Here is a 24,009-nt window from a genome sequence, read left to right on the forward strand (position 1 = left end):
TATGAGGGCGGCCCGCCTGGGGGCTTTGCGCCACATAGGGTGGGTCAAATTTAAATGCTGAAACCGGGTCAGTTTTGAACGCTCATTGACACAGACATTGCAGTACATGGAAACCGAGTATGTCTACCCGACACTGATGGACCGCGAGCTGACTGATACTTGGGAGAAAGCGGGTCGTCAGGACATGTTCGAGCGTAGCCGATCCCTAGTGGATGACATTCTGTCCAATCACTACCCGAATTACTTTGGTAGCAAGGCGGACGAAGAGGTTCGGTCCAAGTTCCCGATCAAATTGCCCCGTGATGCAATGCGCGCTGGGTAAGCGCTGCTGCAGGTAGGGCAGGCTTCGCGGTTGCTCCTATGTTCTGAATACGCCTTGGCGCGTCAGGTCGTCGGTTGCCAGCCGGATTCCTTTTTCAAGGATGTCAAACATCTCGTTCAACTCGCCCTCCGTGATGATCAGCGGAGGGGAGAACACACACATGTTGATGATGGGCCGCAGGATCAGCCCGTTTTCCTGGCAATGGTGATCAATCATAGCGCCAACCGACTTATCTAGATCCAATAAATTGTTAGCTTCGGCGTCCGCAACGCATTCAACGCATCCAACCAGCCCCATACCGCGGGCATCGCCGACCAGTGGCAAGTCGGCCAGAGCCTGTAGGCGCTCTTCAAAAAGCGGAGTGATTGCGCGGACATGTTCCAGAATGCGGTCGCGCTCCATGATTTCAATAGTTTTCAATCCCGCTGCCGCGCTCACTGGATGGCCCGAATAGGTGAAGCCGTTTGAAAAAGTAGCGTTCCGCCCGTGATCTCCGCTCACATCTGCAATCAGCCGATCAGAGATGATGCACGCCCCCATAGGTACGTACCCGGACGTCATGCCTTTGGCGCAAGTGATGATGTCGGGTTGAATTCCAAAGACGTCTTCAGAAGCAAACCAGTGTCCAAGCCTCCCAAATCCGGTCACGACCTCGTCTGAAATATACAGGACATCGTATTTCTGGCAGATTTCCAAACAGCGCTGATGATATCCTTGTGGAGGCACAATGACGCCACCAGAGCACAAGATCGGTTCAGCGATGAAAGCAGCGACCTTGTCTGCGCCGGTCTGTAAGATCATGTTTTCCAGATCCGCTATTTTTTCGTCCAGAAAGTCGTCAACCGTCTGATCGGAGCGACGAGTATACGGATTAACATTCGGCAGGAAGCGCGTCAGCTGACTTGCCTGGTCCAGCCAACCTTTGTCACGCTCTTTTCCGGACACCGAGGCCGCCAGATACGTCGATCCGTGATAAGCTTTCTGCCGCGATATCACGATTTTCTTTTCAGGTTTTCCCAGCAGGTTATTGCGAAATTGCACAAACCGCAGAGCGCTATCCACGGCCGTTGAACCTCCTGTTGTAAAGAACACGTGGTTCAGGTCACCCGGGGTTCTCTGGACAATTTCATGTGCCAACCGGGCCGGAGCCGAGTTGGCATTATTGAACGGCGAAAAATACGCCATCTCTTTCGCCTGCTGCGCCATCGCGTCGGCAATCTCGATGTTTCCATAGCCCAATTGAATGCACCACATACCAGCGGGGCCGTCTATCAGGCGCTTTCCGTCCTCTGTCACGACGTGAACGCCAAGGCCGCTTTCGGCAAAGGTCCGTTCGTTTTGGCCCAGATGTGCCATGCCCTCCCACGGGTGCAGAAAGTTCTCGTTGTCCCAATTGCGTATGGATTGAAAATCGGAGTTCGATAGGGTCATAGGCCACCGTGATGTAATATATATCACAAAATGAACAAGCATTCATTCAATGTCAATCCTTGAACCTCCGCTCTGTTAAATGCGAAAAGATCAAGAAAGCGCACCCCAGCAAAGGACAAGTAAAATTACTCTCGAGCCCGATACTCCAGCAAACGCACGGGAACTCAGCAGGTTGCAGAACCGAAATCAGTTGATCCAATCGGCTGCAGACGCCATCTATAAATACGGAATTCGCGGCACAACCGCGGCAAGAATCCAAGAGTTGTCGGGATTGTCGCAAGGGATGATAAACCTACACTTTGGCTCCAAGGAAAAGCTGCTGCTTGCGGTGGCTGAGGAACTGTCAGTCCGCTACGCGGGGCAGTGGAAGGCCATTGCAATAAATCCAGAGTTAGACCCGGCAGACAAGCTAATCTCTATCATTAAGGCAGATTTCGACCCCTTAGTCCTTAATGCGCGGGACGTTTCGATCTGGTTTTCCTTTCGGGCTGAAGCGCTCTCAAACCCAAACGTTTTTCCTTTCATCGACTCGCGAGACAAAGGTTTCCGCGCGGTGATCCTGGAGCTGTTGGAGCAAATAAAGGACGAAGGCGAGTACGAGGACATAGACGTCAAACTTGCAACAAACGCGTTGGTTGCTTTGTTGGAAGGGCTTTGGACCGACTACCATTTGCATTCGGATATCTTCAAATCCTCGGAGGCCTTGAAGATCTGCCTGTTTGTGCTGCAGTCGATATTTCCAAAACACTATAGCACTAGTCGATCCGCGGGTACAGGTGACTTAAGTGACTAGGAACTAACTTCGGTCAATCACGAATCCGTCTGTGTCTCATGGTGAAATCGACGCAAGTCGTTGATCATTGCTTTGGCCAAAGAGACGCACATAAGCAATAAAACAACACTGAACGGCAGTGCCCCGATGATCATCGAATTGGTCAATGCCTCTAATCCACCGCCGCCCGCGACCAGCAAAGTACCAATAACAAGTGTTAGCAGAGAGCCCCAGATGATACGATGAAGCAGGCCAGTGTCTTCAGACCCGCCGGACATGATCGTGTTCATCACAAGGATGCCAGAGTCGGCGGATGTGACAAGGAAGGTCATGGTTAACAGAACACACATGACACTCACTACCGCGAGCAGGTCACCCGATATCATTTCCCCCAAGGTGACGAATAGTGTTGCCGTCGTTGATGCCGCAATGATTGATCCATTGGCATCTCCATTCAGTTCCAAATCGATGGCCGCCCCGCCCAGAATGGCCATCCATGCAAAACATACGAGGGACGGGGCAATTACCGCGCCAATTATGAACTCGCGTACGGTTCGACCTCTTGAGATACGCGCTAAGAAAAGTCCGACAAAGGGCGAAAACGCGATCCACCATGCCCAATAAAATGTAGTCCATCCGGCCTGCCATCCAAACAACCTGCCGCTTGTGCCCGCGTTATAAACTGCAGTCTTGGTCGCATCAGAAAGACCGGCTGTTTCGTTGCTCAAACCCTCAAGAAAGGTTGCTTTTGTTCCCCATGGATCAGTTGCACCCGCAAAGAGTTCGCCGACAAAGGGCGCCGCTTCTGCAGGCAATACGGAGGCAAACTCGACTTCGGAAATCGGTCGAAAAGCTTGGAAGCTCAGAGGGACAAAACTTTTGATATAGTCAACCAGCGCTGTAGCATAGGTCGTCGCCGCAAACGCGAATGAGCCATAAACAATGAATACCACCAGCAATACCAGTGAAAAGAGAAGATTAATATTTGACAAGTATTTGACACCACGCCCGACGCCAGAGACGGCAGAGAGTGTCGACATAATCATAACAACGATCAACGCCGTTATTAGGCCGGCGGTTGACGGGATCATATTGGTTACTTCTTTCTCCACAAGCCAATTCGCTCCGGTAATTAGAAACGCACCATCCACCAATTGAGAAACGCCATAACCGATCGTTACCGCTACGCCGAGTATTGTCGCAACGACTCCGAGTATATCGATCACATGGCCTGCAACACCGTTTGAATATTCTCCAAGCAACGGGGTCAGTGCGGTGCGGATTGTCAGCGGCATGCCTCTGGTAAATGCGTAGTAGGCAAGGCTAAGGCCGGTGACGACGTATATTGCCCAGGCGTGAAATCCGGTGTGCAAAAAAGTATAGCGGTAGGCTCCTTCAATCGCGTCTTCGCTTTTGGGCGTGACTTCCCCGGAAATAGTCAGTGGATTGGTTTCCCAAAGGCCAAGTGGTTCAGCGGTTGCATAGACCATTAGGCCCACGCCCAGACCCGCCCCAAACATCATCGAAAACCAAGAGAAGTTAGAAAATTCCGGTTTCTCATCTTCTAAACCCAGCCTCATTCGGCCGGTTGAAGGAATGAGCGCGATAAGGAAAAGGAAGAGTACAAATAATCCAACGGAAAGGTTGTAGAATGTATTGAACTCGGACAGCATTCCTGACTTCCAAGATCGCAGTGTATCATTGGCTGATAGTGGCCAAACCAGTGCCCAAAGAACGAGTAAAGAAACCGAGAGTTTGCTTACCAGCGCAATCGGCAGGCAATACCCTTTATAAAAGCCGGTCCGCTGAGTTCTTATTTTCAGGTCTGTGAAAGGTTCTTCAAGCGCCATGTTTTCTCGGTCTTACATAAATTGATTGCTTTGCATGCCGCGCAGCCAGCCGATTGTTTCAAGACTAATTTACTTTCAGCCAGAATAGGACTGTAGCGGCGGGAGCGATAGATGGGAGAGAAACCTATGAGTCGCAAATGGCAAAACCTGTGCGTTTTGAAAAACTGAATGACTCAAAGTCAAAGGCTAAGCCGTCGTTCAATGTTGAAACTATGTGTCACCCGACGCGTGTTGTAAGGCGACACATAGTTCTGCCACCAGCGATAGAACCTTGCCATTTTCGCCCCACTTCCGTCATCTGGCATCCAAGTCAACTTCATCTATTGGGATTGCCGTTGTAAACGCATTAGGACCGGAATTAGATCGGAAGATGAAGCTCTGGAGTTATGGGAACAGGCTGTAAAGACCGGCTTGATACGAGGCAGAAGAAGCTGGGCAGTCAAAGCTGGAGATCGGACCGTATACAGGGCTGCAATTAATGCGGTGGTTGCAAAAATCGGTCAAACTGGGAACTCTGCTGGTTTCAGCGCCAAGCTTTGTCGCAATTAACTTCATTGACTCGCCTGGCGCTCTTTTTCTGGCCAGAATTCATCCACCACGACATATGCGATAATTACAAAGAAAGCGGCGCTGGCGACTTGCAATACACGAGTGATGCTCTTGACGTCAGCCTCGTCTGAAAACGGCGCAACCGAACCGCCATATACAATCAGAGCTGTTGTAATAGCGGAACCGGCGGCGGCGGCGAGCGGGACTTTTGACTTTCCAAGTGCTCCGAGTGTTAGGCAAAAGAAAAAACACAGCAGAATGGGGGTCAGAATGACCGGAGCTATTACGTTTATTTCATAGCATATGATGGATACTGCAGCCCCAAGTAGATTTGCCGTCAGCATAGCTTTTGCAACTGTTTTGCCTGCAGCAGGCATTGCCGCAAGTTGCTGGCTCAGCAGGGCGACAAAAAACAGGACCAACAAAGCAGAAGCGCCGGAAATAAAGAACGCCATAGCAAAGGGCACTGTGACCAGAGACATCCTGACTATTCGGCGATTTGAGTCGAAGTCCGGCGATGTTGCCGCTTTCTTTTGAGGTGCCGTTTGAGGTGCAGGGGGTATCAACACGAACATCAGCGTCGATACGAAGCCTGCGAATAGCAGGTTTAACGGTATCCAGTACACAAGCACCAAAGCCAGATCCTGTGATTGCAGAGCTAAATTCGGAATCATCAACGCCCCCATGAGAGCAATGACACCCGGCAATACTCCGGCACCGGAAACTGACCAAATGAAAGACAGGATTATTCCAATGGCCACCAGAATGAGAAACACAAGTGGATAAGGTGAGAAGATTGACGACAAAAGGAACGAAATGAACATCAATCCAATCGAGAAGACAAACAGCTTACCAAATGCTGCCAAAGGTAGTGCCGCAGGTGCTTGAAGGAAAAGGGCAGTGAACACCGCCCCAACAACGGCAAGGGGCCACCCAAGAAATAGGCCCAATGCAAAGACACCGGTAACACCCAGCGCAAGCCGGGTGACAGAGCTTTGATCCTCAGTACGCATAGGAGAAGATTGAAACCACGCGGATGTAGGCACGGCCTACGAGGTTCAGCAACGAGTTGTCGCTTAGATACATGATCACATCGGCCTGCCCGTTCAGTTGAAAGCGAAGATCGTCTTCGGCACTTCCAGCTTCATAGCCGGGTAAAACAATCCTGACCGGAAACCTTTCAGGCTCCCGCAAAAATCCCTTGGTGCTTGGCGGGCTCGCCAATTGCCCCGGCTCATCACCGCCACTCAAAGAAACAGCAGCACTAAAGCTCTCAATGACGCCCGGAACAATCTTACCTGGATGCATATCCAACACCACATCAACCGGAGACCCTATTGAAGCTCTTCCCAGATTGTTCTCGGTAAAATACGCCTCGATCCAGACGTCGGTTGCATCCAGAAACGTCAAAAGATCCTGACCGGATCGCGCATACGTTCCGGGGGCAATCAGCAGATTAGAAATGACACCTGTCGCCGGAGCACGCAGTTCGGTCCATTCAAGGTTCAGTTCCGCATCCGCCAAGGCCGCCAATGCGCGCTGGATTTTCGGGTTTTCAATCCCATCGTCACCAAGCCTTTGCTTCGCTTTTTCCAAATCAGCTTTTGCGTTCTCAAAGTTTGCCTCAGATTCTGCCAGTTGTCCTCGTGCATCATCGGCCTTTGAGACGGCAATCAACCCTTTCTTTTCGAGCGCAAATACACGTTCCGTCTGAATGCGCATCGTATCCAGATCGCTCTGCGCCCTTGCGAGTTTGGCTTGTGCCGCACTTACCTCTGCCGAAGACGCACCCACCTCTTGGGTCGCCGCTTCAAGATCAGCCTCCGCCTTTGAACGCTCGATTTCGTAGGGTCTGGAATCTATTCGAACCAGAACATCACCTGCCGAAACGACTTGGCCGTTTTCTACCAAAACTTCCGTTACCGTTCCGGTCACCTGAGGCACGATTTGGGTGGCCACAGCTTTTACTCTGGCGTTCCCGGTAAATGGCGTTTTTCGATCAGCGACCAAGTACCAAACAAGAAAAAACAGAATGACAGCGAGGGTTGTCCATATTGTCTTTCTCATTTCGCCGCACCTTCAACAGTGCCCTCGGCTTCAGGTGAGGTATCAATCCAAACCTTGAACAGCTCATAGAAGACAGCAAAGAGTACCGGCCCCATAAAAACGCCGATCAAACCATACGCCATCATACCTCCGAGAACACCGATGAGGATGACCAGCATCGGAGTCTCAAGGCCTTTTGAGATGAACACGGGTCTTAGGAAACTGTCCATTATCATGACGGGAACGGCCAATATGGTGAAGATCAAAGCAGTTCCGCCAGACATGGAGCTCCATGCGTAGATAATTACCGGTATAAGAACCAATCCGGGCCCGATTTGGATAATTGAGAGTATGAGGCAGACAAATGCCAGTGTGGCGGCCGAAGAAATCCCAAACAAAGCCAGCAGTATCCAAACGAAAACAGCCTGAATGGCTGCTACGCCAATCACGCCTTTTGTAACGTTCCGGATCGTTGCGCCTGCCAGTGTCACGAATTCACCGCCGCGTGGTGCAAAGACACGGTTGGCAAAGCGCTGAAGACCCTGGACCAAATTTGGCCCTGGGCTGAACAATGCCCCCATAATCAATACGGACAGAGCTAAGCCAAGAAGCCCGATACCAATGCCCAACACCTTTCCGAAGAGCGATTTGGTGATCTCAAGGATTTGCGCGCCGTATTTTGCAAGCGCGCCGTCAAGATTGCGCTCAAACATTCCCCAGACATCGGAGATTTTATTTCCAACCAACGGCAATTCCTTGAGGCCCTCGGGCGCAGGGGGGATTTTCAATTCACCCTTGTCTGCTTGTTCCGCGAATTCAGACCCTAGTTCTGCAGCACCAGACACCGCAGTTGCGACTGGCCCCAGGGTCAGAACAAGGCCCAACACAACGATAATTGTTGTGGCAAGCTTCTTACGTCCTCCCAGCTTGGATTGCAGCCAATCAAATGCCGGGTAGAGCGCGACGCAGAGTATCGTTGCCCAGATAACCACACTTGCAAGCGGAGCCACCATGACCAGGGCGCTGTAGAGGAATAATCCGAGAAAGAGCAATCGTATCGCGAGGTCGACAATCTTCGCGTCCTGGGTCTTTTCCATTCCATCCCTCCACTATCTGTTTTCCAAACAATACACTCAAAAAACGTAATATGTATATTTTTTGAGTTTTCGGCGATCATCTATCAGTTTGAAGGTACGAGTGAATCCGAGGCACGGCTTCAGATGCGCGGTCGCACTGATACCTGCGCATGAACTCAAATTGCCTTAATTTGGGATAATCTATTTGTCCGTTTTTTCGTCGTCTTGGGACAAGATTGTATCTGCCACTGTGGTCGCCGCAGTCACGAAAACACCCAAGCCTACAATGATATACACCATTGTGAAGATTTTCCCCGCCGCAGTTTCAGGTGAGAAGTCACCGAACCCTACGGTCGAAATTGTCACTACGGAAAAGTAGATCGAGTCTAGCCAACTCCAACCTTCGACAAAGTGGTAGAAGACCGAGGCCCATAAAATCATTCCGACTGTGAAGGCAAGAAGGCCTTTCACTCTACCGTCCTTGAAAGCGACGCCTATCCCACGTGTTATTCTAGTTAGCGAATTCATTGTGTCCCCGTCGTTTGAAGAATTCACATATAACAGTAATTAGATGGATGTGGAAAATTGAAGCATTTTAACCGCGTCTAGTTTAATTGGGGCGTCCAGGCGCAGTCGTCAAAGCTAATGCAATGTGCTCGTTTATGAAACGTTAAACGCGTTTCAAGCCAGCTATTTTGAAACTGGATCAGCAGCACATCCTAAATTTAGTCCTTTAACCGTTTCTTGGCCGCCCGACCAATTCCGCAAGAGAAGTCGGCTAAATGGTCAAGGTCATTTAGGGTTCAGCAAAATAAGAAGCCACATATTCCATTAACATGATGCTTTAATGGTCTAGTCTGCCCAAGAAAGGAATCAGAACCTTAGGAGAAAAGCGTGCGGTTCATCACAAAAGGTGTAATGGTTTGTTGCGCTGTCGCGTTCGTCGCGGTTGTTGTGGCATGGCTTTTCCTGTCCTCTGCGTTGTTTTCTTCTGTCAGAACCACTTTTGTTGAAAACCTGATATCGAAGAAACTTGATCAGGACGTGTTAATAGAAGATGAAGTGCGTCTAGGCCTTGGTCGGCAACTGCAGGTATCCGCAGCGGGATTGGTACTACCCGGCGCGATCAAGACCAAAGCGAATCTGGCGGCAATCGACAAACTTGAGTTCAATATTTCTGCCCGCGACCTTTGGAACAGCAAATTGTCGCTGAGTGAGCTTTCTATCTCGGGTGTTCACCTCAACTTGATCACGGACAAAGACGGTGTCGGAAACTGGCAGTCCGCTTCCCAAACGGGCGCTAAAGCCGGGGATCCGGCCAAACCTGCAATCCTGTCTGTGGCTGGAATTCTAACGGACCAAAAAATTGACCTGACCGATGTTGCCGTTCTTTACCAGAACGATCTAAACGGGCTTGTGCTGGATCTGCAGCTTCCTGAGCTGTTTTTAAAGCGTGATACGGAAACCGACGTTGCGACCGCGGTTGGGGCTGGTTCACTAAATGGAGAGAAGTTTGATCTGAACGCGAGCATTCCCGCGGACGACCCGTTTCAGGTCGCTGTGAACTTCGAACAGATTGCGATTGCCGCCGAAGAAGTCCCTGAAGAGAACGGGCTACAAGTGAATACGACCATAGAGGTTGCCGAACTTGGTCAGCTTCTTGATATCCTGAAACTCAATCGCGTTCTGGAGGGTTCAGGAAGCATTGGTGCAACATTCAAATCAGTCGACGGCGTAGCCCGGATTGATGACCTGGCTGTATTGACTGAATTGGATGGTGGGCAAAGCCTTTCGCTGACGGGACAAATCGGAGAGTTGGGAAACCCAGAAGACGTATCCCTGACAACCCGCATTCGGTTGTACCCTGAAGATGCTGAACCCGCCCCAGCCGCGTCGCGGTATGATCTAAAACTAATAGCAGTTGACATGGTTATCGATAGCGTACCCGGGCAGGTCCCGCAGCGGCAAATGGTCATTGAAACCAACGGGTTCACATTGGATACCTCTGGTGAAGGGCCGCCCCCGATTAAGTTTTCCGAGCTTTCCAGAACACCCGAAGGCGCCTTGAGTGTTGGAAACATCAATTTGAGAATTGGGAACCCTGCTGATCCATTTATCATTTTGAACGGTTCGGTCGAAGACGCGTTGCAATTACAAGGCATATTGGCCGACGGGTTAATGGATATACCCGCAAGCAGCTTGATCTCATCAGAGCTTCTGGGACCGGATGATCAACTTGGTCGATTTTCTGGTAACTTTCATTTGAACGGCGACATCAATCAGCTTTCGCTGACAAATTTGGATGGCCAGACAAGCGAAACGGAACTTTGGAACCTTGAGGTGCATGGCTCTGTCAAAAATGTGCTCAAATTCGAGAACCTGGATTTGGCGATTCAAGTAGAAGTCCCCTCCGGAGCGGACCTGTTAGAAGCCCTATCGCTTGAACGGGTGGAAACTGGACAGGCTATCTTTGAAATTGGCCTTGCCAGCGAAGGAACCGATTGGGATGCGAATGCCAAAGTCAAGGTTGCCGACTCTGTCCTGCAAATTGTGGCCGATCTTGATGATGCAACGAGTGATCCTGTACTGCAGGGTTCCATAGAGAGTGACTTGATAAAGATAGATCAGATCCGAACCATCGTTCAGGCCGCTGCACAATTGAGGAAAATAGGCGGTCCAGAGCCCGACGAGGAAGACGTCATTGAGGAATCCGGCGACACTAGTCCTCTAAGAGACGTAACACTTAAACCTATTGGGCGTTCAATTCTCTTGTCCGGTATGGATATGGATGTCGACGTTGACCTTCGGCACATAGAGGGTGCCAAAGGCATCAGCAGTTTGCAGAGTGAACTGACGCTCAACGAAAATGAACTCAAGGCCGGACCTTTGAATTTTGAATACGGAGGTGCTCATTTCGATGTCAGCGGACAAATGGATCTATCGAACGACGCGCATCTGCTCACGCTGACCGGCACAGCAGGCGGCTGGCAGCTGGATGAAATTCTTCACAACCTGAACTTCAAAAAGGGCGCAAGCGGTACCATCTATGCAGATTTTTCGGTGACCGGCGGAACCGATTCACCTAAGCATTTTGCCAACAGCATGAACGGCGATGCCACGGTCTCAATGCGTGACGGCTCGATCGAGACCCAGCTTTTGGATCTGGCAGGGCTAGGGATACTACCTTGGGTGTTTACCAAAGAGAAACAAAAGGTTGCTCCGATCATATGTTTGCGTGCACCGATTAGTATTTCCAATGGAAGTATTTCGACGAAACAAACCACATTGGAGACAGATCATGTCCAAGTCGTCGTCTTTGGCGGTGTTAATGTAGCGGGCAAGGTTTTGGACTTAAACCTGCAGCCCCGCAAGATTGGCGAACCTCTGTCGAAGAGCCCTTGGCCCGTGACCTTGAAAGGCCCACTAGCGAAGCCGAAGATCAAGGTAAAAGACGGTCCCAAGCGACTGAAACGATCGGATGGTGCGGACAAAATGCCGGCAAAAAGAAAACTCTGCGTTCCGGATATTTTACAACTGCAGTAGTGGCGAAGGCAGTCGACAAAAGAACACAAATAAAGTTCAAAAAGAATGACATCGCTTTCAGGATGCGATCTTTGCTTTGGGTTTTCTCTCGATGTATTCCACACTTTAGTTGAATGGAAACTCTCTTAGAGTTCAGCCGACATGATGGAAGGACTTTGAGACGCAAATGGAAAAACGTGTGCACTATTGAAATGGCAGCTAAAGCAAAATCAATAGCTTAGTTAAGCGTGAGCGGCACATAGCTCTGCCACCAGCGACATAAACTTGCCATTTTCGCCTCACTTCCATCATCCATCACCTCGCCCGATTTCATCGATCCTGAGTTCCTTATGGGAAAATCTGGGCTAATTTGCAGTTCAGTCGCCGAGGGCGCCTGATCCTGCTGATCTACCACGTGGCGAACGCGGATGCGGGCGAGGCAAACCGACGCCACCCCAACATCCGCTTCTGTACCACGCTTAAGGATCGGGAGATCCATGGCTGTTTGCTTCAAGTGGGTAAGAAACAAAGCGAGAATAACGCTACCGCTACTTTCTATCATTTTCATTTAGAATAAATTTTAGAAATCTCCCCAACACAATTGGGAGGTCAATTAACAGGATGGTACGGATGCAAGAAGCATAGTTTCTCAGCTTCGAATTGGAGGTTGCTCAAGAAATGGTTCGCAAAACCCTTTGCGAAGCTTTCGATGGGCACCCCTGTCGCGAAGAAATTTGGCGACTAGCAGCTTACGTTAGGCTCTAACCAGTTGCGCTCCGCGGGCATCCCAATCGTTTATCTGAGCTCTGAGCGGGCCCTCGCCAGCACCAACAGTATTGCTCGTGCAGCAGGTTCCGAACCGCGCGTTGCTGCCATTGGTGATGATAGGTGCCGCACTCGAAACGAAGGTCTGCTTGGTGGCCACAACAGACCTGGTGAATAAGGCATTGGGTGGTCAAGTGCAAATACCATCGCATCGGCAATTGTTCCATCTGTACTGCCGTCATCCACAATGACGAATTCAAAACCCCGAATCAAAGCCCAGGCGTAGGTATCAATTCGTTTTATCATGCGCCGGGATTACGACCGTGCGCTCCGGCCTGCTTTCCAACAGCAGGTGGTGACGCCGTCAATCAGCCCCAAGTCTAACAGATCTTTGATGTTGCTTACTTCTGCAGTATCCACGAAAAATTTCATGGTTTTCCTCATCGTGTGTGAGCTAATATTGGTTGCACGTGAATTCGCTTAGAGGCGCTGCATCGACGGATGGCGGGGTCCAGGGCGTAAATTCAGAACGCGTGGCGCGTCCCGAATTCGGTGTAGTTCTGGTTTAATCTTAGGTCGGCATTTCGACTAGTGCTGATGACGAGTTCTGCATTTGGCAGATCGTTCGCTTTTGCGCGTTTCAATGCCGTGACCGGGTCAAAGCCATGGCTGATCCAGCGGTTTTGCAGCCTGTTTTCAAGCTCTTCCAAAGTTGGGCTGATAAAAACCGTCGCGGCATAAACATCCGTCAGGTTTCTCCATGGGTCGCTGTCCATCAGAAGATAGTTACCCTCAACGACGACGACCGGAGTTGCCGGGTGAACCGCAATGGCGTTGGCAATAGCTAGGTCCATTGTGCGATCGAATTTGGGATGAAAGCACTCGTGGCGCGTAACTTGAAGCTCTCTGATTGCAGCGCAAAACCCGACCCCGTCGAAAGTCTCTGGCGCGCCTTTTCTCGCCAGCAATCCACGCGTTTCCAGCACGCAGTTGTCCAAATGGTAACCATCCATTGGTACAAGTGTGGCTGACGGAACCGCCGAGCTCTGTTGTGTGTTCAGCGATTGCACAACGCCTTCCGCTAAGGTCGACTTTCCGGATGCAGGGGGGCCGGCGATTGCGATAATCGTCCGGACTCCAACTTGCCGCCGGGAGGAGATCAGGTCGCAAACGCGCTTTACGTCCTGCTCGATCACGCTGCGTCCTCTTTTGGGGGTTCCTTGGCACCGGTCATGAAGGCGACTGCATCGGACATCGTGTAATCCTTGGGATCAATTGTGCAGAGCCTTTTGCCCAACCGATGCACATGAATGCGGTCGGCAACCTCAAAAACATGAGGCATGTTGTGGCTGATCAGGATGATCGGAATGCCACGCGCCCGCACGTCCTGGATCAGCTCAAGCACCTTGCGGCTTTCCTTAACCCCCAAAGCAGCGGTCGGTTCATCCATGATGATAAACTTGGTTGCAAAGGCAGCGGCACGAGCAACGGCAACACCTTGGCGTTGGCCACCAGAGAGAGTCTCAACCGCCTGATTGATCGACTGTACAGTCATCAGCCCAAGCTCGGTCAGTTTTTCTCGGGCAAACTTCTCCATCGCTGGACGGTCAAGCTTACGCATGTATTTGCCCATGAACCCCTGCTTGCGGATTTCGCGCCCCATGAACATGTTGTCCGCAATCGAAAGGGCAGGAGACATGGCGAGCTGCTGATAGACAATCTCGATCCCCATATTCCGCGCATCGATCGGAGAGCTGAAGTTAACCTTTTTGCCCTCGATCAGAATCTCGCCTTCATCCGGGATTGTGGCGCCGCAGATCGCCTTCACGATGGATGATTTGCCCGCGCCATTATCTCCGATCACTGCCAGGATTTCCCCCTGGCGCAGTTCAAAGTCGGAATGGTCGATGGCGGTAACGTGGCCATAACGCTTTACGATCCCGCGGCCTTGGACGACTGGAGTTGAGTCTGACATTAGCCCGATACCTTTCTAATCCACTGGTCGACGGCAACCGCAGCGATAATGAGAAGTCCGATAAGTAAGAAGGTCCATTGTGCGTCTGCGCCCAGAAGCCTAAGCCCCAAAGTGAACACGCCAACAATCAGCGCGCCAAACAGCGATCCCAGGATGGATCCCCGCCCGCCGAACAAAGAGATGCCCCCGATCACAACCGCGGTGATGCTTTCGATATTGGCCAATTGACCGGATGTAGGTGAAACCGACCCGATGCGTCCGATCAAAGCCCAGCCCGCAAAGGCACAGATCAAACCGGATAACATATAAACGGACATCAGCGTTCTGTGCACGTTCACACCGGATAGTTCAGCCGCCTCAGGGTCATCCCCCACTGCATAGACATGCCGGCCCCAGGCCGTGTGTTTGAGCGCGTAAGCCAGAACGAAAATCAGAACGAGCATGAATATCACGCCAACCGTGAAGGTCGCGCCACCGATGCTGAATTTGGTGCCAAAAAATTGCAGGAACGGGGCGTTGGCCTCGATATCCTGACTGCGAATTGTTTCGTTTGCGGAATACAGGAAGTTTGTCGCCAGAACGATCTGCCACATGCCAAGCGTGACAATAAATGGCGGCAGCTTTACGCGACTGACCAGCCAGCCATTAAGAGCCCCGATCAGCGTTCCCATTGCCAGCCCGCACATCACAGCAATGGGCACGGGGATACCGTAGCGGAAGGTGAACTGACCCATGATGACGGATGAAAACACCATGATCGCACCGACGCTCAAGTCGATGCCGGCGGTCAGAATGACAAGGCTTTGCGCTGCGGCCACGATGCCCACGATCTGAACTTGCTGCAAGATCAGCGTCATCGCAAAGGGGGAGAAGAACTTGGACCCCAGCAGCAGACCGAAAATTACGATGGCGCCGACCAGAACGATCAACGGCACAAAGGAAGGGTTGACATGGAGAAGATGCTGCAACTTCCCCAGAACACCACGACGGTGATCTTCAAATTCCGCTACGGTTTCTGACGCGTTGGCGGCGGTTTCGAATTCCTGGGCGTTTTGGTTTGCTTCAGACATCTCTCCCCCTTTTCGTGGCTGGCATCGCGTCCACGAAATCAGTTTACAGGAAGTTTAGGTTTGCTGGTGAAAGGATTGATGAGGCGCTGCGGCGCGCCTCACCTTGTAGGGCTGCCTTTAGCCCCAGCAGAGATCCAAGCCTTCTGCGACAGACAACGACTCGACCCCATCAACCGGCTGGTCGGTGATGAGCGCCACGCCCGTGTCATAGAAGTCTTTGCCGGGTGTGTTTTCCGGCTTCACGCCCTCTTCGGCCCATTTTTTCACGGCCTCAACGCCAAGCGACGCCATCAACAGCGGGTACTGTTGGCTTGTCGCCCCGATCACACCGGCTTCGACGTTTTGGACGCCGGGGCACCCCCCGTCAACCGAAACGATCAGTACGTCGTTTTCACGCCCGATGGATTTCAGCGCCTCATATGCGCCCGCAGCAGCCGGTTCGTTGATCGTGTGAACAACGTTGATGGATGAATCCTTGGCCAGAAGGTTTTCCATCGCGCGGCGCCCGCCTTCTTCATTGCCGTCGGTCACGTCACTGCCAACCAGACGCGCATCGGTTTCGTCACCGATGACATTCGGGTCCGCCAGGTCCACGCCGAACCCGTCGAGGAAACCCTGATTGCGCAGAACGTCTACTGTCGGCTGACTGACGTTCAGATCCAGCGTCGCGATCTTGGCATCGGCTGCGGCGTCGCCCATTTTGGCCTTGGCCCATTGACCGATCAGAAGGCCGGCCTTGTAGTTGTCCGTCGCGAATGTCGCATCCGCCGAGTCAATCGGGCTCAGCGGCGTATCCAGCGCAATGACCAGAACGCCTGCATCTCGCGCCTGTTTAACCGCAGGAACGATCGAGCTGGTGTCGGATGCCGTCAGCAGAATGCCTTTTGCGCCATCGAGAATACATGTCTCGATAGCCTGAACCTGAGTTTCATGGTCGCCATCGACCTTGCCGGCAAACGCCTTGAGCGTCATGCCCAGCTCTTCTGCCTTGGCGGTTGCGCCTTCCTTCATCTTAACGAAAAAGGGGTTGGTGTCGGTCTTGGTAATCAGGCAGACGGTTTCACCAGCCGCTTGCGCGGATGCAGCGGCCAAAGTCAGCGCAGTCGCGGATGCGGCGAGCTTGAGTAGATTTCTCATGTTGTCCTCCCAGAAAATTGTTGTGGCCCCGCGCGGAATAGCGACAAGGCGGGCCTCCATCCTCCAATGAAGGTCCCGTTCAAGAAACCGTGATTCTAGCCTCTGTGTCAATAAATAAATAAAGTTTATTTATTAATTTGCCCACGTATCTTTTCATAAGAAAACAAGGTGTTTATGTTTAAGGTTATGGAAAGAGAGGCGTTGAAAATACTAACCGGCGGGGTAAGCCAAAGCGGTGTTCGTGATCATAACGAACGCCTCATTCTGACGGTTTTACAACGGCATGGACCTGCTGCCGGGGCGGACGTCGCGCGGCTGACGGGCCTGTCACCCCAGACCGTGTCGATCATTCTGCGTAAGCTCGAAAAGGACGAGATTCTCAAACGTGGGACGCCGTTGAAGGGCAAAGTTGGGAAACCTTCGATCCCCATGGAGCTCAATCCCGAAGGCATTCTGTCGGTGGGAATGAAGATCGGTCGCCGCAGCGCCGATCTTCTTTTGATCGACTTCACCGGTAAGCCACGCCAACAGCTCTCGACGACTTATGACTACCCGCTACCCGAAGCAGTGTTCGGGTTTCTGGAGGTAGGATTGGAAGAGCTTCTGGCCAATGAACCCCAGAAACTTCGGGACCGTGTATGCGGGATTGGAATCGGAACACCGTTCGAGCTGTGGAAGTGGCACGACCTTTCTGGGCTTGCGGCTCAGAAATTCAGGTCCTGGAGAAACGTGAACTTCTTTTCCGAGGTGGCCAAGTTCAGCGAACTGCCGGTCTTTGTGGTCAATGATGCTACTGCCGCGTGTCACGCGGAGCACCTCTATGGCCGCGGGGCTGAGTATCGAGACTATTTTTATTTCTTCATAGGCTCAATGATTGGCGGAGGCGTTGCATTGAATGGCACCGTATTTGAGGGCAACCAAGGCAATGCCGGTGCCTTGGGTGCCATGCGGACGACGGGTCCTTTGGGTGAAAGCCAGCAACTGATTGACACTGCATCACTGTTCCTGCTCGAGGACAGGTTGATAGAAGCGGGTGTTGATCCGGGAATTTTGTGGAAAAAGCCGCAGGACTGGAGCGGCATTTCTCGCTATGTCGAACCATGGATCGGTACCACCGCGCAGGAACTGGCCAAAGCTGCGCTGTCTATTTGCGCGGTCATCGACTTTGAGGCAATTTTTATCGACGGCGCATTCCCATCTGAAATACGTGAGGAGCTGGTCTCACGGGTTCGTCGTTACCTAGTCAACCAAGATAAACGCGGTTTGATTCCTCCGGTTGTAGAAGCTGCGGCTGTCGGAGAAAACGCCCGCGGGATTGGGGCGGCAAGCAGCCCGATTTTCCGCCAGTTTCTATTGAACACTAATGCTGGGCTTTCTGGGATGTAGTCGAAATTCATAGGGGTCAAATTTCCTAAGTAGAAAGGAACCGCATAATGTCAATCTTCTCAAAACTCTTTGGTGGCGGTGAAAAGTCGGAGCTGCAACCGGTCTCGTACAAAGGGTTCGACATTTTCCCCGTTTTGATTGCCGAGGGCGGAAAGTATCGCCTGTCGGCCCGTATCGAAAAAATCATCAGCGGAGATCGTAAGTCCTATGCGCTGATCCGGGCGGATGTCTTCGAAAGCCGGGATCAGGCCGAGAGCTTTAGCATCACCAAGGCGAAACAGGTGATCGACGAGCAAGGCGAGTGTATTTTCGGTTAACCGAAGGCAATGAAGGGATGCTGAAACAGCTCTGCACAAACCTTTTGCAGAACTCAAACGGTCATTGTCCAGAACAGTCCAAAACTGTCCTGATTGTTGAGCAAGAAGAAAGCACCATTACGCTCTCGGTTGTTGGCGATGGTCCTGGCGTTCCCGAAAACACACTGGGTAAGCTTTTTATTCCATTCGATAAACTAGAAAGTGAACGGAACAGTGTTGGGAATGGTTTGGGATTGGCGCTGTTGAAAGCTATCGCATATCATCATTCATCGCTCTTATCGACCACAAATAACTCAACTGGGTTGACTGTCTCAATTCAATTCGAAGTTGCGTGGTGACACATAATAAGTGAGCGAAGCTAACTTGGTACTTATGAAACATGGGGCCATAGAAGGTAGTCAAACGATCGAGGCCGGGCGAAATTGTCTCGAAACAGCGTTAATTTAAGGTGCTGACAGGGCGAGGGATGTCCCGCTTTGATGTAATCGGGTAATTCGGCGCGGTGGTGTGGATCAATTAGTGGACCATAATTGGCTCAAGAAGAAGGACGAACTGCTGAAACGAGCTGAGTCGGATCTGACGTTGTACGACTTGATCCTGATAATGGCTTTGACAGCACCTTCTCTGTCCCGCTGGTCGTCGGGCCTCGATTGATCGAGTGTTCTTCAGGTTCAGCGTATTGGAAACGTCCCAGCGATTGACATCGAGTAGCCGAACCGAATTAAATCGGTTTGTTCGGTCTTGATATGGTTGGCGAACTGCCTGAGGACCGTGCGGACCGGAATATCGGGCTGCTCTGATGTAATGGAAAACCTTTGAGTTGCAAAAGGCAAAACCAGTGCGCCCAAAAAAAGATCGAATGCCTCAAATTCAATGGTTTGCGTGTCGCCGAATGGCAAAAACTATGTGTCGCCCCAAATTCCTGTTGAACTTCGCACCAACCTGACCCTACCGTCTCAGTTGGACCAGAAACGAAGTGAGCGTTCGATATCGGAAGGCACCCCAGATGTTGGACATTAACTGATATTGACCTTCGCGTTTTAAACTGACCCAAGTTCCCCATGTTAATACTCCAGCAGAGAGTTACGTGTGATCTGGCTTTCCTTTTGGAGGATCAGGTCTGATTTGCAGATCAGACAGCGAAGCTGCCTGTTCCCGCTGATCTGCCACGTGGCGAACGAGGGAGAGGGCGAGGCTATGCTATTCGACAGGGGAAGTGCGGCCCGCAGGCATAGCCGTGGACACAGTATTGTCTAATAGGGGTGCCCGTGGGGAAGGCAGAGCCTTGTCCCTTACGGCCAGAGGTGTTTGGCGCGTCCAAATCCCGCTGGCCCAAAACAGGAGCGGCTGGGCGAGCTAAATAGTAACTAGTAGGGTCCAAACCAGCCTAAATTGCTGAGGTACGTCGTTAAGGAACATGCCGAGGCCCAAACCGCCATTGTCGAGGGTATGTGACAGCATGTCGGGTACTCAACCAAAGATCGCTTCACTTAACATCCCTAGAGACATTCGCGCTTCCCTTCGATGTGGTCAAATCGCTCAGCGCTTGCGAAACTAGGCAATTTTGATGCCGTGCAGCCACAACCGCAATTCGTGCAATAGCGACGTTGGGACTACCATAGCCCCGCTACCAGCAGAGGTGCAGAGATAATTCAAAGCTGACAATGGATTGGATCTTGAGCGATCGATACTTTGCGGGCGAATGTCGTCTTTTGATTGCTTGCGATCAACGACTATTTCTAATCAGATGCGGCCACCTTTAGCTTGATATAAGTACTCGGCAGGCCAAGCCGCCAAGGTCCGCTGATTTCTCCAGTTTCAGTTTGCCACCATAAGCGTTCATCAGATCAACACAGATTGCCAAACCCAATCCTGTGCCGCTGACAGAGGTATCCAACCGACCTCCGGATCGAACTACTCCGTCAAGTGCATCCTCCGGAATTCCTTGTCCGTCATCCTCAATGCAAATCTCAATGCCGCCGTCTACACGCTTTGCCGCGATGTGAATTGTTGTCCGACACCACTTGAGCGCGTTGTCGAGGAGGTTTCCAATCACCTCTTCGATGTCCTGAGTATCCATTCGAACCTGAATCCCATCCTCGCAATCTGTCGTCAGAGATTTTCCTTCGCGTTCCGCCATGACCGAAAACAGTCTGGATAACCTGTTGACGGAATTGGTAAGGTCAGTTCGTGAATGCGTAAGTTCTGCGGTGTTCGACGCACGCAAACGCGCAAGTGAGCGCTTTAGCTGAGCATCAATTCGATTTAACGCGTCATCTGCAGGTTCGATATCTGCACCCGCGTCCGACAAAGTCGCCAGTTCATTTCTGAGAATTGTCGTCGGTGTTTTGAGCGCATGTGCCAGATCCGCAGCTTGTCGTCGAGAACCAGACACAATTTCACGATTCCTGTGCAACAATTTATTTAGGTCCTCAACAAGCGGCGAAACCTCTTCTGGGTAATCTTCCGGAATCAAGTCATCTCCCTTGTCCCAGCGATGCGCCACATCTGCACGCAACTTCCTGAGGGGGCCGATAATTGCTGACATCAACAACAACGAACCGGCAACTCCAATCAAACCAACCAATCCAAAAACCGGTAGCAAGTTGTTTTGCGCTGCTCTGCGTTCGCTTATCAGCTCTCGCTTGCTTTCGGCGACCGTTACGCCCCACTCGGTTCCGTCTTCGAATGTGATTCTCTGATATGCGCTACGAACGGCTTCGCTGTCCGGACCTGTGGTGTTCCAAACGATTGCCTCTTCGCTCACACGTAAAGGTTCGGAAATTGTCTCGTCAAAGAGCGAGGCTGATGTGAATGTAGCCCCGTTTCCATCGGTAACCTGCCAGTATCTGCCTGAATACGGCGTTCCATAGGCTGGATCGAATATCAGTTCGCGCAATGCCTCAGGGTTATGCGTCGTTGCGCTCAAACCGACAACGAGTTGGGTGTGCCGGTCACGTAGCGTCTGGTCGAATTGTTCCAGAACACGTGTGTTGATGTACGAAAACACAATCAACGTTCCGACGCCGACAGAAAGCGCGCCTGTCGCAAGGCCGCCAAGCAAAGCGCGTTGGCGCAGCGATAACATCAGGCCGTATCGATCATATAGCCGCGTCCTCTGACCGTTGTAATAAGGTCAGAGCCCAGTTTCTTTCGCAGCCGGGTTATGAAGACGGCAATGGTGTTCGAATCCCTGTCACCGTCATATTCATAGATATGCTCTGACAACTCGGTACGTGACACCATGCGTCCGATGTTGTGGGCAAGGTATGTCAGAACTGCGATCTCTTGCGCCGTCAGATCAACAGGAATGCCGCCCACGCTGACGCGACCGTTTCGTGTATCGAGCATAACGTCCCCCATTTCGATAACCGGGTTCAACTGACCGCTTTGTCGGCGCAGGATGGCCCGTACACGAGCGGCAAGCTCGGGCATGTGAAATGGCTTCGTCATGTAGTCATCAGCACCTGCATCAAGACCATCCACGCGCTCGCTCCACCCATCGCGGGCGGTGAGGATCAACACGGGTGTCTTGACGCCCGCGCTGCGCCATTCGCGCAGGACAGAAATACCGTCGCGTTCCGGCAACCCGATGTCGAGGATGATCATGTCGTAAGGTTCGGTCGCACCCAGGTGCAGGGCGTCAGTACCATTCTTGGCCACATCTACCACGCGGCCTTCTGCGCTAAGAAGTTTCTTAATCTGCTCGCATAGCTGCGGTTCATCTTCGGCCAGAAGTACTCTCATATTCAAAAACTACAGTCACAACTGCTTTGGTTTAAGCCCTATTTTTTACCGTTGCCCTTGCCGTTCCCGCCAGAGTTGCCGCCGCCGTTTCCACCGCTGTTGCCGCTGCCGTTACCACCGCTATTACCTCCTCCGTTTCCACCACCATTTCCACCTCCATTGCCGCCGCCGTTGCCGCCGCCATTGCCATTGCCACCGCCGTTGCCATTGCCACCGCCGTTTCCACCAGCATTGCTATTGCCACTGCTTTTGCCGTTGTTTCCACGGCTCGCAGAAGCTCCACGATTGCTGTTGGTGTCGCGGCTGTTGTTGGCGTTGGCGGGGTTCGAACGGGCTGCTTTCGATATTTGACGCCCAACACTGGATCGATTGGAAACGACTGTACCGGTCTGTGCATCCACAATGACACTGACAATTTTTCCATCGGGCTTTTTGACTAGAATACGATAGTAAATTTGATCAGCCTGAAACGCGCGCGCATCGACAGGGGTGCCGCCATAGGCTTTTTCGACACCTTTGATAACCCGTTTCAAACGAATGGTGTCCCCGGTCAGGGTCGCTTTGCGCAGTTCACCTTGCTTGAGCTCGCGTGTCTGGGCAGCCGCTTCCCTAAAAGGCAAAGCAACAATCAGGCTTGCTACCACCAAGATCACCTTCGCGCGCATGAAAGTCCTCGTATTTCGCGGCTAGAGACTACGTCTTTCGACATGAACCGATGATGAACAAGCAGTTAGCCCTGCGTTCAAGCACCCTCAAGTTAAATGGCAAGAAGCATTGGGGATTCGTGCGTGAATCGAGACTATTGAACATAGCGAGTTGTTTCAGAAAACTGATACCCGCTGATTTCCACCGAGGAGGTCGATATGAAAATCACCAGTTTGAGACTGCTAAAAGCATCGACCCTGGCAATCGCGTTGTTGGGATCTACAGCCATCGTAGCCACCGTTGCGGTGCCGGATATTGCATTTGCAAAGGAGGGCAAAGGCAATGGCGGTGGAAAGGGTAACGGTGGAGGCAACGGCAAAGGCGGCGATAAAGGAAACGGTGGAGGCAACGGCGGCGGAAAAGGCAATAGCGGTGGCAAAGGGAACTCCGCCAGCGGAGATCGTGATGACCACAGTTTCGCCGGTAACAAAGGCGGAAAGAAAGGTGCCGACAAAAGTCTTGGTGGCCGAAACACCGGTAAATCCAAGACAAAATCTTCGCGCTCTGCTTTGGGCAAGGGCGGTCGTTTTTCCTTGAAGGATATCTTTAGCGGCAAAGGCAAGTCGAGAACGGTTGCCACATCTGGAAAACGCTCGACCACCAGCGGTAGCAAACAAAAGCCCAGGACGTACAAGAAGCCTTCGAAAACAGTAATTGTCGAAGAGTCCATTCGCCCAGCGGTCAGGGAAAAGGGGAACAAGATGGCGGCACTTCTTGGTGCCCACCCGTCTGAGTTAGGGGCGCTCAATGCCGCCAACGCCAGCGCAACTGCATTAGAAAATGCAGCACCCAATTCCCGCGTAGGCCGAATTGCCAATTATCGAGATACCGTGTTGGCCGGAGAACCCTTGCGCGAAGAGCTTGAGGAACAATTGGAAGAGCTCGCTGGCTTGGAGCCGCCGGAGCGGACTGTTCCTGAGATTGAAGAAGACCTGGAAGCCGCGTTGAGTGAAGTCCAGGAAAACCAGGAACGCGTCGAGGATCTCGAACAAGCTCTGGAAGACGCAGGCGGAACTGACCCAGAGATTGAGGAGCAATTGGATGAAGCCCGCGCTGATTTGGACTCTTCGATCGAAGCAGCGCAGGACCTGAACGATGAACGTCAGGCTGCCGTCGAATACGAAGAAGCGACTGAACAAGTGCAAGAACTGGCTGACCAGGTCGAGGAACAGGAATTGACCGAACGGGAAGCCCTGGAAGCCGCCGCCAACAAACCCGTGACCGACGCCGTTGAACACGAGGTAAAGGTGCTGTTGGGTCTGTAACGAAAGACAACGACTCTCTGCGTCAATCAACCCTCAGTACTGACCACTCACGGAAGTACTGAAACCCGGGTCGG

The 24,009-nt window shown here is 51.9% G+C and carries 22 protein-coding genes; 7 read left to right on the top strand and 15 right to left on the bottom strand.

The features are described from left to right. The first annotated feature begins 85 nt into the window (after window positions 1-85). The gene (locus ACRZ96_RS13155; RefSeq protein WP_480814720.1) at window positions 86-322 is read left to right on the top strand and encodes a trimethylamine methyltransferase family protein; all 237 of its coding nucleotides are present in this window, start codon (window positions 86-88) and stop codon (window positions 320-322) included. A gap of 36 nt (window positions 323-358) precedes the next feature. Here the strand turns inward: ACRZ96_RS13155 and ACRZ96_RS13160 are convergent, their stop codons facing one another. Further along, on the bottom strand, window positions 359-1,753 hold the full coding sequence (locus ACRZ96_RS13160) for an aminotransferase (protein ID WP_480772063.1): 1,395 nt from the start codon (window positions 1,751-1,753) through the stop codon (window positions 359-361). 79 nt (window positions 1,754-1,832) lie between these two features. Between ACRZ96_RS13160 and ACRZ96_RS13165 the strand changes: the two genes are divergently transcribed. After that, complete coding sequence (locus tag ACRZ96_RS13165) at window positions 1,833-2,546, top strand: TetR/AcrR family transcriptional regulator (protein WP_480772064.1); 714 nt, start codon at window positions 1,833-1,835, stop codon at window positions 2,544-2,546. 17 nt (window positions 2,547-2,563) lie between these two features. Here the strand turns inward: ACRZ96_RS13165 and ACRZ96_RS13170 are convergent, their stop codons facing one another. The 5 genes from ACRZ96_RS13170 to ACRZ96_RS13190 form a co-directional block, all read right to left on the bottom strand. Further along, window positions 2,564-4,375 (bottom strand): BCCT family transporter, encoded by a 1,812-nt coding sequence (locus tag ACRZ96_RS13170; RefSeq protein WP_480772065.1) that lies wholly within the window; start codon window positions 4,373-4,375, stop codon window positions 2,564-2,566. A 551-nt stretch (window positions 4,376-4,926) separates the two neighbouring features. Beyond that, entirely contained in the window at window positions 4,927-5,937 is a 1,011-nt protein-coding gene (locus ACRZ96_RS13175; RefSeq protein ID WP_480772066.1) for a DUF2955 domain-containing protein, read from the bottom strand. Beyond that, window positions 5,927-6,991 carry an HlyD family secretion protein gene (locus ACRZ96_RS13180; RefSeq protein WP_170597638.1) on the bottom strand — a complete coding sequence of 355 codons (1,065 nt, stop codon included), beginning with the start codon at window positions 6,989-6,991 and terminating at the stop codon, window positions 5,927-5,929. The genes ACRZ96_RS13175 and ACRZ96_RS13180 overlap by 11 nt, the downstream gene beginning before the upstream one ends. Beyond that, window positions 6,988-8,067: an AI-2E family transporter gene (locus ACRZ96_RS13185; RefSeq protein ID WP_480707289.1), complete on the bottom strand. Its 1,080-nt coding sequence runs from the start codon at window positions 8,065-8,067 to the stop codon at window positions 6,988-6,990. Before ACRZ96_RS13185 ends, ACRZ96_RS13180 begins: the two co-directional genes overlap by 4 nt. A 180-nt stretch (window positions 8,068-8,247) precedes the next feature. Then, window positions 8,248-8,517: a potassium channel family protein gene (locus tag ACRZ96_RS13190; protein WP_480439390.1), complete on the bottom strand. Its 270-nt coding sequence runs from the start codon at window positions 8,515-8,517 to the stop codon at window positions 8,248-8,250. 423 nt (window positions 8,518-8,940) lie between these two features. Here ACRZ96_RS13190 and ACRZ96_RS13195 point away from each other — a divergent pair, with 423 nt between their 5' ends. Further along, window positions 8,941-11,589, top strand: a complete 2,649-nt coding sequence (locus tag ACRZ96_RS13195) for an AsmA family protein (protein WP_480707291.1) — start codon at window positions 8,941-8,943, stop codon at window positions 11,587-11,589. A 217-nt stretch (window positions 11,590-11,806) separates the two neighbouring features. On the opposite strand, the gene ACRZ96_RS13200 is transcribed toward ACRZ96_RS13195, so the two are convergent. The 5 genes from ACRZ96_RS13200 to ACRZ96_RS13220 form a co-directional block, all read right to left on the bottom strand. After that, window positions 11,807-12,136 (bottom strand): hypothetical protein, encoded by a 330-nt coding sequence (locus ACRZ96_RS13200; RefSeq protein ID WP_480707292.1) that lies wholly within the window; start codon window positions 12,134-12,136, stop codon window positions 11,807-11,809. A gap of 721 nt (window positions 12,137-12,857) precedes the next feature. Next, on the bottom strand, window positions 12,858-13,529 hold the full coding sequence (locus ACRZ96_RS13205; RefSeq protein WP_480772068.1) for a nucleoside/nucleotide kinase family protein: 672 nt from the start codon (window positions 13,527-13,529) through the stop codon (window positions 12,858-12,860). Beyond that, window positions 13,526-14,308: an ATP-binding cassette domain-containing protein gene (locus ACRZ96_RS13210; protein WP_170392954.1), complete on the bottom strand. Its 783-nt coding sequence runs from the start codon at window positions 14,306-14,308 to the stop codon at window positions 13,526-13,528. Before ACRZ96_RS13210 ends, ACRZ96_RS13205 begins: the two co-directional genes overlap by 4 nt. Further along, the gene (locus tag ACRZ96_RS13215; protein ID WP_170392953.1) at window positions 14,308-15,378 is read right to left on the bottom strand and encodes an ABC transporter permease; all 1,071 of its coding nucleotides are present in this window, start codon (window positions 15,376-15,378) and stop codon (window positions 14,308-14,310) included. The genes ACRZ96_RS13210 and ACRZ96_RS13215 overlap by 1 nt, the downstream gene beginning before the upstream one ends. 117 nt (window positions 15,379-15,495) lie before the next feature. Further along, window positions 15,496-16,515 (bottom strand): sugar ABC transporter substrate-binding protein, encoded by a 1,020-nt coding sequence (locus ACRZ96_RS13220; protein ID WP_170392952.1) that lies wholly within the window; start codon window positions 16,513-16,515, stop codon window positions 15,496-15,498. Between the two features lie 186 nt (window positions 16,516-16,701). Between ACRZ96_RS13220 and ACRZ96_RS13225 the strand changes: the two genes are divergently transcribed. Genes ACRZ96_RS13225 through ACRZ96_RS13235 form a run of 3 tightly spaced genes read left to right on the top strand, consistent with a single transcriptional unit; the run spans window position 16,702 to window position 18,556 of the window. Then, window positions 16,702-17,901: an ROK family transcriptional regulator gene (locus ACRZ96_RS13225; protein WP_170393677.1), complete on the top strand. Its 1,200-nt coding sequence runs from the start codon at window positions 16,702-16,704 to the stop codon at window positions 17,899-17,901. Window positions 17,902-17,948: 47 nt separating this feature from the next. Beyond that, a complete protein-coding gene (locus ACRZ96_RS13230) occupies window positions 17,949-18,218 on the top strand; it encodes an HlyU family transcriptional regulator (RefSeq protein ID WP_480772069.1) in 270 nt (89 codons plus the stop codon). A 17-nt stretch (window positions 18,219-18,235) separates the two neighbouring features. After that, window positions 18,236-18,556: an ATP-binding protein gene (locus tag ACRZ96_RS13235; protein WP_170636310.1), complete on the top strand. Its 321-nt coding sequence runs from the start codon at window positions 18,236-18,238 to the stop codon at window positions 18,554-18,556. A 1,421-nt stretch (window positions 18,557-19,977) separates the two neighbouring features. On the opposite strand, the gene ACRZ96_RS13240 is transcribed toward ACRZ96_RS13235, so the two are convergent. The 4 genes from ACRZ96_RS13240 to ACRZ96_RS13255 all read right to left on the bottom strand — a co-directional run bounded on the left by ACRZ96_RS13240 (window position 19,978) and on the right by ACRZ96_RS13255 (window position 23,340). Beyond that, window positions 19,978-21,306, bottom strand: a complete 1,329-nt coding sequence (locus ACRZ96_RS13240) for a sensor histidine kinase (RefSeq protein ID WP_480814721.1) — start codon at window positions 21,304-21,306, stop codon at window positions 19,978-19,980. Next, window positions 21,306-21,965 carry a response regulator transcription factor gene (locus ACRZ96_RS13245; RefSeq protein ID WP_170395997.1) on the bottom strand — a complete coding sequence of 220 codons (660 nt, stop codon included), beginning with the start codon at window positions 21,963-21,965 and terminating at the stop codon, window positions 21,306-21,308. The genes ACRZ96_RS13240 and ACRZ96_RS13245 overlap by 1 nt, the downstream gene beginning before the upstream one ends. Window positions 21,966-22,003: 38 nt before the next feature. Next, window positions 22,004-22,630, bottom strand: a complete 627-nt coding sequence (locus ACRZ96_RS13250; RefSeq protein ID WP_480814722.1) for a PepSY domain-containing protein — start codon at window positions 22,628-22,630, stop codon at window positions 22,004-22,006. Between the two features lie 134 nt (window positions 22,631-22,764). Next, the gene (locus tag ACRZ96_RS13255) at window positions 22,765-23,340 is read right to left on the bottom strand and encodes a hypothetical protein (protein ID WP_170609900.1); all 576 of its coding nucleotides are present in this window, start codon (window positions 23,338-23,340) and stop codon (window positions 22,765-22,767) included. A gap of 31 nt (window positions 23,341-23,371) precedes the next feature. On the opposite strand from ACRZ96_RS13255, the gene ACRZ96_RS13260 reads away from it, so the two are divergent. Then, a complete protein-coding gene (locus ACRZ96_RS13260) occupies window positions 23,372-23,935 on the top strand; it encodes a coiled-coil domain-containing protein (protein WP_170395994.1) in 564 nt (187 codons plus the stop codon). Window positions 23,936-24,009 lie beyond the last annotated feature (74 nt).

The sequence above is a fragment of the Ruegeria sp. CF1 genome (assembly GCF_056537445.1).

Coding starts and splice junctions, on each gene's coding strand:
- ACRZ96_RS13160 (WP_480772063.1), bottom strand. CDS start 1,753: ATGACCCTATCGAACTCCGATTTTCAATCCATACGCAATTGGGACAAC.
- ACRZ96_RS13165 (WP_480772064.1), top strand. CDS start 1,833: ATGCGAAAAGATCAAGAAAGCGCACCCCAGCAAAGGACAAGTAAAATT.
- ACRZ96_RS13170 (WP_480772065.1), bottom strand. CDS start 4,375: ATGGCGCTTGAAGAACCTTTCACAGACCTGAAAATAAGAACTCAGCGG.
- ACRZ96_RS13175 (WP_480772066.1), bottom strand. CDS start 5,937: ATGCGTACTGAGGATCAAAGCTCTGTCACCCGGCTTGCGCTGGGTGTT.
- ACRZ96_RS13180 (WP_170597638.1), bottom strand. CDS start 6,991: ATGAGAAAGACAATATGGACAACCCTCGCTGTCATTCTGTTTTTTCTT.
- ACRZ96_RS13185 (WP_480707289.1), bottom strand. CDS start 8,067: ATGGAAAAGACCCAGGACGCGAAGATTGTCGACCTCGCGATACGATTG.
- ACRZ96_RS13200 (WP_480707292.1), bottom strand. CDS start 12,136: ATGAAAATGATAGAAAGTAGCGGTAGCGTTATTCTCGCTTTGTTTCTT.
- ACRZ96_RS13210 (WP_170392954.1), bottom strand. CDS start 14,308: ATGTCAGACTCAACTCCAGTCGTCCAAGGCCGCGGGATCGTAAAGCGT.
- ACRZ96_RS13215 (WP_170392953.1), bottom strand. CDS start 15,378: ATGTCTGAAGCAAACCAAAACGCCCAGGAATTCGAAACCGCCGCCAAC.
- ACRZ96_RS13220 (WP_170392952.1), bottom strand. CDS start 16,515: ATGAGAAATCTACTCAAGCTCGCCGCATCCGCGACTGCGCTGACTTTG.
- ACRZ96_RS13225 (WP_170393677.1), top strand. CDS start 16,702: ATGGAAAGAGAGGCGTTGAAAATACTAACCGGCGGGGTAAGCCAAAGC.
- ACRZ96_RS13230 (WP_480772069.1), top strand. CDS start 17,949: ATGTCAATCTTCTCAAAACTCTTTGGTGGCGGTGAAAAGTCGGAGCTG.
- ACRZ96_RS13235 (WP_170636310.1), top strand. CDS start 18,236: ATGCTGAAACAGCTCTGCACAAACCTTTTGCAGAACTCAAACGGTCAT.
- ACRZ96_RS13240 (WP_480814721.1), bottom strand. CDS start 21,306: ATGTTATCGCTGCGCCAACGCGCTTTGCTTGGCGGCCTTGCGACAGGC.
- ACRZ96_RS13245 (WP_170395997.1), bottom strand. CDS start 21,965: ATGAGAGTACTTCTGGCCGAAGATGAACCGCAGCTATGCGAGCAGATT.
- ACRZ96_RS13250 (WP_480814722.1), bottom strand. CDS start 22,630: ATGCGCGCGAAGGTGATCTTGGTGGTAGCAAGCCTGATTGTTGCTTTG.
- ACRZ96_RS13255 (WP_170609900.1), bottom strand. CDS start 23,340: ATGGACTCTTCGACAATTACTGTTTTCGAAGGCTTCTTGTACGTCCTG.
- ACRZ96_RS13260 (WP_170395994.1), top strand. CDS start 23,372: ATGGCGGCACTTCTTGGTGCCCACCCGTCTGAGTTAGGGGCGCTCAAT.